The 7,461-nt window shown below is 69.2% G+C and carries 6 protein-coding genes and 1 rRNA gene; 2 read left to right on the top strand and 5 right to left on the bottom strand.

The features are described 5' to 3' along the window. Positions 1–95 (top strand): 5S ribosomal RNA (gene rrf, locus M2283_RS29465); the annotation flags it as partial. Positions 96–164: 69 nt separating this feature from the next. Next, a complete protein-coding gene (locus tag M2283_RS29460) occupies positions 165–713 on the top strand; it encodes a GNAT family N-acetyltransferase (RefSeq protein ID WP_280879447.1) in 549 nt (182 codons plus the stop codon). Positions 714–737: 24 nt separating this feature from the next. On the opposite strand, the gene M2283_RS29455 is transcribed toward M2283_RS29460, so the two are convergent. From M2283_RS29455 to M2283_RS29435, 5 genes are read right to left on the bottom strand one after another with little or no spacing between them, the layout of a single operon-like run. Next, the gene (locus M2283_RS29455) at positions 738–2,240 is read right to left on the bottom strand and encodes a type IV secretory system conjugative DNA transfer family protein (RefSeq protein ID WP_280879446.1); all 1,503 of its coding nucleotides are present in this window, start codon (positions 2,238–2,240) and stop codon (positions 738–740) included. 12 nt (positions 2,241–2,252) lie between these two features. After that, complete coding sequence (locus M2283_RS29450; protein ID WP_280879445.1) at positions 2,253–3,680, bottom strand: ATP-binding protein; 1,428 nt, start codon at positions 3,678–3,680, stop codon at positions 2,253–2,255. Positions 3,681–3,691: 11 nt separating this feature from the next. After that, positions 3,692–5,251, bottom strand: coding sequence for an SCO6880 family protein (locus tag M2283_RS29445; RefSeq protein ID WP_280879444.1), 1,560 nt, complete (start codon positions 5,249–5,251; stop codon positions 3,692–3,694). Further along, the gene (locus M2283_RS29440) at positions 5,248–6,573 is read right to left on the bottom strand and encodes a hypothetical protein (protein ID WP_280879443.1); all 1,326 of its coding nucleotides are present in this window, start codon (positions 6,571–6,573) and stop codon (positions 5,248–5,250) included. The genes M2283_RS29445 and M2283_RS29440 overlap by 4 nt, the downstream gene beginning before the upstream one ends. Further along, entirely contained in the window at positions 6,563–7,396 is an 834-nt protein-coding gene (locus M2283_RS29435) for a hypothetical protein (RefSeq protein ID WP_280879442.1), read from the bottom strand. Before M2283_RS29435 ends, M2283_RS29440 begins: the two co-directional genes overlap by 11 nt. Positions 7,397–7,461 lie beyond the last annotated feature (65 nt).

The following is a 7,461-nucleotide window of genomic DNA, read 5'->3' as shown; positions in this document are numbered from 1 at the left end:
AAACGCCCGGTTACATTCCGAACCCGGAAGCTAAGCCTTACAGCGCCGATGGTACTGCAGGGGGGACCCTGTGGGAGAGTAGGACACCGCCGAACAATCTTTAGGAAAACCCCCGTACCGTAAATCGGTACGGGGGTTTTCTGCGTTCGGCTACCGTGGCCGACATGAACTACAAGGTCCGTTCCGTACGTCCCGACGAGTGGCCTGCGGCGAAGACGCTGCGGCTTACTGCGCTGCAAGATCCTGTCGCGCATCTCGCCTTCCTGGAGACTCACGAGGAGGCGTTGGCGCACCCGGACTCCTTCTGGCGGGAGCGCACCGCCAATGGCGCCGAGGGCCGGCTGGACGCGCAGCAGATCATTGCCGAGGGGCCCGACGGCGAGTGGGTCGGGACGTTGACGGTGTTGATAGAGGAGCCCGGGACGACGGACTGGGCCGGGTTCTCGATCGACCGGAAGCAGGGGCATGTCGTAGGAGTGTTCGTGCTGCCCGAGCACCGGGGGATCGGGCTCACCGAGGTGCTCTTCGATGCCGGCCTGGAGTGGGCGTGGGCGCGTGGGGTCGAGCGGGTGCGGCTCATCGTGCACACGGACAACGGGCGGGCGCAGGCCTTCTATCGCCGGGCGGGGTTCGTGCCCAGCGGGCGGACGATTCCGCTGGAGAAGAGCCCCGGGGACGCGGAGCTGGAGTTCGTACTGGATCCGCCGGAGTGAGTGGCGGCGAGCGGGACTGAGCTGTCAGACGGGCAGTTCGTCGTGCGGCCAGCGGGCGCGGCCCTGTTCCCGGGAGCGGAGCAGGGCCAGGGTGGGCAGGCCCCGTTCCGCGCCGTTGGACAGCAGCTCCGGGAGCTGGGGAAGCGGAGCCACGGCGGCGACGTCGTCCAGGACGAGCGTCAGTGGTGGGTCGAGGCGACCGGAGGATGACCGTTCGGCCATGTGCCGGCCACGCTCGACCACGCTGGAGACGAGGGCCGTCAGGAGGGGCATTGCGCCCGGGTTCGTCCTGGGGTCCTCGATTGACTCCCCCACGACATAGAGCGTGCCCCCTTCGTCGATGAAGGAATCCAGGGCGAGCGCGTCGGTTCGGTTGGGAGTGCAGGCCTCGCGGATGTTGACCGTGAAGAGCGAGGAGAGCGCGCGGCCGGTCAACTCCTGGGCCATGTCACGGCGTTCGGGGTGTGCGGTGAGCGCGGCCTCGAGTTCGCCGGCCGAGCCTGGGGCCGCCTTGGGGCTGGTACGGAGGATGCGGACCGCGTCCTGGACCTGGGTGCCCTGGGACCAGCGGTGGACGTGGCGGATGGTGCGTCCGTCGACCGCGGCGGCGTGCAGATAACTGCGCAGGAGCGTTTCGGCGGTGGCCGTCAGGGCCTGGTCCAGCTTGGCCGTCGGGCGGATCGGGGTGAGCAGGGCGGTGGCCCGTGCCACTGCCGTCTGCTTGTCCTCGCAGCCCGTGGTGGGGGACCAGTGGAGGCGGGCCGGGGTGTCACAGAGGTGCGCGGGGTCGTAGAGGTGGGCCGGGCCCAGCTTGGCGCGGGCGTCCTTGGTGTCCGACCAGACGGCGGGGTTCGAGGTGATGACGAGGACGGGGCCCTCGGCGTCTCGTACCGCCTGGGCGGCCGTGGCTCTGCGGTCCTCTCTGGGGGCCAGGAGCACCGTGGAGACGCCGGACGTCCGGCTGCTGTCGAACAGAGGCGGTGGCGGGGCGACAGGCGCCTCTGCGGGCGCTTCTGCCGGGAACTGGGCCATGGGGAGCGGAGCCGTCGGCTGGGCCGGGACGGCCTCCACCGGGGTCGGTTCCGCGCGGGGCGTGGGTACTTCGTACGCCTCCTGGTACTTCTCCTGCAGTTCCGCGTCCCTTGCCGTTTCGCCCGTACGTCGTCTCGCCCGGACCGCCCGCCAGCGGGCCACCGTGCCCATCACGAACACGGTCAGGACGAACAGGATCATCAGCTGGCCGATGAACAGGCCCCAGAACAGCCCGTAGCCCGAGAGTTGGGCCGGCGGGGTGGTGGGCCAGGCGGCGACGAGGTCGTGCGGTTGCCCCATGAGGTGCCGCATCGCCACCGGCGTATGCGTGAAGGTGACCGCCGTCGGCCATGCGCCGTGCGCGAACAAGCCCGCGAGGCCCGTGGCCGACCAGACCAGCAGGGTCATGCCGAGCAGGAAGGCGAGTATGCCGATCAGCAGGCCGTCGGGGACGCCGCCCTGGCCGTCCCGTCGTTGTTCGTCCGGTCTGACCACGTCAGCCTCCCGCTAGGCCACCGTCGACTCGGACGAGTCGTCGTAGTCGGCGAGGTGTTGTTCCACGAAGGCGGCGGCCCGCTCCTCCGCCTCCAGCTCGGCGGCGTGCAGGGCGTCGTCCGCGGCGCGTTGGTCGGTGGACGACTCCGTCATCGCGCGGTCCGTGAAGACCAGGGGGCGTTCCGTCTCCGTGATCAGGTGTTTGACCACCTGGACGTTGCCGTTGACGTCCCACACGGCGATGCCGGGAGTGAGGGTCGGGATGATCTCCACGGCCCAGCGCGGTAGGCCGATGACCCGGCCCGTAGCCCGTGCCTCGTCGGCTTTCTGGGCGTAGATGGTTCTGGTGGAGGCCATTTTGAGGATCGCGGCCGCTTCCTTCGCCGCCGCGCCGTCGACGACGTCGGAGAGGTGGTGCACGACCGCCACGAAGGACAGGCCGAGGCGGCGGCCGAACTTCAGCAGGCGCTGGAAGAGTTGGGCCACGAAGGGGCTGTTGATGATGTGCCAGGCCTCCTCGACCAGGAAGATGCGCTTCTTCCGGTCGGGGCGGATCCAGGTGTGCTCCAGCCACACGCCGACGATCGCCATCAGGATGGGCATGGCGATGGAGTTGCGGTCGATGTGGGACAGGTCGAAGACGATGAGGGGCGCGTCCAGGTCGATGCCGACCGTCGTCGGGCCGTCGAACATGCCACGCAGGTCACCGTCGACCAGCCGGTCCAGGACCAGTGCCACGTCCAGGCCCCAGGCGCGTACGTCGTCTATGGCGACGTTCATCGCCTCGGCCGACTCCGGTTCCGGGTGGCGCAGTTGCTCGACGATGTCCATGAGGACGGGTTGGCGTTCGACGATCGTCTCGTTGACGTAGGCGTGCGCGACCTTGAGCGCGAAGCCGGAGCGCTCGTCGAGGCCGTGGCCCATCGCCACCTCGATGATCGTGCGGAGCAGCGCGAGTTGGCCCGTGGTTGTGATCGCCGGGTCGAGGGGATTGAGGCGAATCCCCATGTCCAGAGCGGCGGTCGGGTCCAGGCGGATGGGGGTTATACCCAACTCCTCCGCGATGAGGTTCCATTCGCCGACCCCGTCCTCGCCCTGCGCGTCCAGGACGACCACCTGGCGGTCGCGGAAGCGCAGTTGGCGCAGGACGTACGTCTTCTCCAGCGCCGACTTGCCGTTGCCGGACTCGCCGAGCACCAGCCAGTGCGGGGCGGGGAGTTGCTGGCCGTAGAGCTGGAAGGGGTCGTAGATGTAGCCCTTGCCGGAGTAGACCTCGCGGCCGATGATCACGCCCGAGTCGCCCAGGCCCGGTGCGGCGGTCGGGAGGTAGACCGCCTGGGCCTGGCCGGTGGAGGTGCGCACCGGCAGGCGGGTCGTCTCGATCTTGCCGAAGAGGAACGACGTGAAGGAGTCGGTGAGGACGGACAGCGGATCCCGCATGCTTATGGCCCCTACCTTCGAATGCCGGTGGCGAACGGGAGGGTGTTCACAAAGGCGCGGTGGTGCTCGCGGTCGCACCACTCCAGCTTCAGATACGACTTGCCGGCGGAGGCCCTTATCGTGCGCTTGTCGCGCGCCAGGGCCTCGGGATTGCGGGATGAGACGGTGATGTAGCCGACCAGATTGACGCCGGCCGCGCCGCTGGCCAGGTCCTCGCCGCGCTGGTCGATGCGGTTGTGGGCGGCCACGTCACGCGGGTCCACGGTGCGGTTCATCTTGGCCGCGCGGGAGGCCTCCGCGTCGTCGTTCGTCTTCTCGGTCAGCATGCGCTCGATGGCGACCTCGGTGGGTTCGAGGTCCATCGTCACGGCGACCGTGCGGATGACGTCCGGGGTGTGAACCAGCAGCGGGGCAAGGAAGTTGACGCCCACCGGGGTCATCGGCCACTCCTTCACCCAGGCGGTGGCGTGGCACCAGGGGGCGCGGGTGGAGGACTCGCGGGTCTTGGCCTGGAGGTAGGTCGGCTCCATGGCGTCCAGCTCGGCCGGCCAGGCGTTGCGCTTCGTCATCGCCTGGATGTGGTCGATGGGGTGGTCGGGGTCGTACATGGAGTGGATCAGGGAGGCGAGACGGCCCTGGCCGAGGGGCTGTCGTACGCGGATGTCGGCCTCCTGCAGACGCGAGCAGATGTCGGTCAGCTCGCGGGCCATGACGACGGCGAGGCCCGCGTCCCGGTCCACCTTGCGGCCGCTCTGCGGGCGGGCCGCGCGGGCCATCGCGTGGGCCTCGGCGGAGAGTTCGCGGGTGAAGTGCATGCAGGCGACGAGGTAGGCGCGGTGCTGCTCGCTGCTGGTGGACACCATCGACTGGAGCTGGTCGTAGGACTGCGCCAGCCAGGGCAGTGCCTTCTCGTCGCCGCGCAGGGAGACGTCCTTGGCGTGGGCGTCCGGGTCGGCGGGGAGGGTGCGGGCGAGCATCTGGATGCGGGTGACGAAGCCGTCGCCGTTGGCTACGTGCTTGAGCAGGGTGCCGAAGCGGTCGACGAGGGCTTCCTGGTCCTCGGAGTCGCGCAGGCCGACGCCGGGGCCCTCGATCTCGATCGCCGCGGTGACCGTGCGGCGGTCCGCGTGCAGCAGTACGGCGATCTCGTCGGGGCCGAAGGGAGCGGCCAGCCAGTTGATGCGGCCGATGCCGGGCGGTGGGCCGATCTCGACCTCGCGGCCGTCGAACTGGATGCCGGCCTCCATGACGGAGGACCGGTAGGCCGTGCCCCGCTTCAGGGAGCGCTTGTAACTGCGGTTGATCTCGAACCACTTGTAGAAGGTGCGGTGCTTGTACGGCACGTAGACCGCCGCCAGCGCGACCAGCGGGAAGCCCATCAGCAGCACGATGCGCAGGGAGAGGACGGGGACCAGGAGCCCGCACATCATGCCGAGGAACGCGCCCGCGATGATGAGCGCGATCTCGCCGGACTCGCGGTTCCGGCCGACGATCGCGTTCGGCCGGGCGCGGCCGATGAGATACGTACGGCGGGGCGTGATCGGATGGGACAGGTGGGACTCGGTCGTCAACGCCCTTCACCTCCCGTGCGGTTGTTGCGGGTGTTGCCTGCGTGCGGGGTGTTCACCGGGCTCGCCGAACGGGGTGCGGGTGCGGCGGAGGGGACAGATCCGCCGCCACCACCGTTCGGGGTCCGGGTGCTGTGGGCTGCTACGCCGCCGCTGACCGGGTTGGACGGACGGGCGCCGCCGCCGGAGGACTGGCCGCCGCCTCCGCCGTCGTTCGCGCGGGCGCTGTGCGTCTTGATGCCCTGCGCGACCATGGTCGCCGGGGAGCTGATGACCGCGGCGGCCTTGCCCTCGGCGCCCTGCATGATGCGGTTGTTGCGGCCGTTCGCGATCTCGTCGCCGAAGCCGGGGACGAAGCGGTAGATCATCGCGCTGGCGAAGATGGCGAGCAGGATGATCGCGAGGCCGGAGACGACGGCGGAGAAGGAGTCCGGGCCGTTGTCGGAGGACAGGGCGCCGGCCAGGCCCAGCACGATCACGATGACCGGTTTGACCAGGATGACGGCGATCATGATGCCGGCCCAGCGGCGGACGTGGCCCCAGAGGTTCTTGTCGACCAGGCCGGCGTAGACGACCGTGCCGAGCAGGGCGCCCACGTAGAGCAGGGCGGCACGGATGACGAGCTCCAGCCAGAGGACTCCGGCGGCGAGGATGCTGACCAGGGAGACGACGATCAGCATGATCGGGCCGCCGCCGATGTCCTCGCCCTTGCCGAGGGCGCCGGAGAAGGTGCCGAAGAAGGTGTCGGTCTGGTTGCCGGTGGTCTTGGCGAGGACGTCGGTGACGCCGTCGGTCGCGGACACGATCGTGTAGAGGATCAGGGGCGTGAACGCGGACGCGATCACCGTCAGCCACAGGAAGCCGATCGCCTCCGAGATGGCGGTGGTCAACGGGACCCCGCGCACGGCTCGCTTGGCCACGGCCAGCAGCCACAGCAGGAGGGTCAGGATCGTCGACGCGGCGAACACGACGGCGTACTGCTGCAGGAACTTGGCGTTCGTGAAGTCGACGTTCGCGGTGTCCTTCACGGCGGTACTGAGCTTGTCGATGGTCCAGGAGGCGGCGTCGGCACAGCCCTTTGCCAAGGAGGAGAGCGGGTCGAGGGTGCCGGTGGGGTCGATGGAGGTGGAGCCGCCGGTGCCCTTGTCGTTGCTGCCGCGTTCGCAGTAGTCCTTGGCGGGGCCGCGGATGAGGTCACAAGGGTCATTGCTCGTCGTCGGGTTCGGTGTGGGGGCCGCGACGGCGTGGGTGGCCAGCAGCACAGCGGTGGCCTGGACGGCGGCGACGGCGGCGGTGACCTTGAGGAAGCGGTGGTTAGCGCGCATACGTGAACCCTCCGTACTCCTCTACGGCCTTCGTCATGTCGTCGGCAGTGGAGGCCTGCTGATCGCGCCCGACCGGCACGGGTCCGTCCTTTTGCTGGAAGTCGGTGACCTTCCAGTCGTTGTCGATCCACTTCAGCTGGTACGTCGTGGTGTACCAACTCTCGGACACCGGGTTGGTCGAGCTCTCGCCGGACAGACCGAAGAGCGACGTGTACCAGACCTCGACGCTGGCGGCGCTCGCACTCGACGACGTGGCCTTGGTGCCCACCGGGATGACACGGGAGACGAAGGTCTGGCCGCTCGGCGCGGTGCCGTCCTTGCTGAGACCGATATTGGTCAGGAACTTCTCACTGGAGTACGCGCTGTCGAGGTCGGTCTGCCGGGCAGTGGCGACATCGGGGGCGTAGACAGTGCTGACGATCTGGTGCCGTCTGTTCGTGTTGAACATGTCCGCCGAGCCCAGCGCCACCGAGTAGTTGGCCGCCGCGCTCTGTGCACCCGTCCCGTCATGGGTGTACCCCGTCGGGATCCCCGCCGCCTTCGACTGCACGGCCTTCTCGCCGCTCGCCGCCGTCGTCGACGTCTTCGGCTTGTCAGCCGCTCCGGTATCCGCAGGGGAATCGTCTCCGCCGCGGTTCGCGAATGCGATTGCGGCGATGAGGAGGACGACCACGCCGACCACTGTGACCAGGCTGCGGGAGGAGGAGCGGCCGGTTCTGCGGGCGCCGCCGTAGACGTCGCTGGTGCCCTCCGGGAGTCGGGTGCGGGTCTGACCGGTGCCGCCGTAACCCCCGGAGGGCTCGTGGTCGTCTCCGAGACTCATGCCGCGTACGCCCTCTCCGCCTCGTAGTCATACGCATACGACGGTAGCCGTGCTGGGGTCCGCGC

The organism is Streptomyces pseudovenezuelae (assembly GCF_029892565.1).
In the GTDB taxonomy this organism is placed as follows: Bacteria; Actinomycetota; Actinomycetes; order Streptomycetales; family Streptomycetaceae; genus Streptomyces; species Streptomyces pseudovenezuelae_A.
Note: the sequence above shows the minus strand (reverse complement) of the source record. Positions and strands in the feature narration are given on the sequence as shown.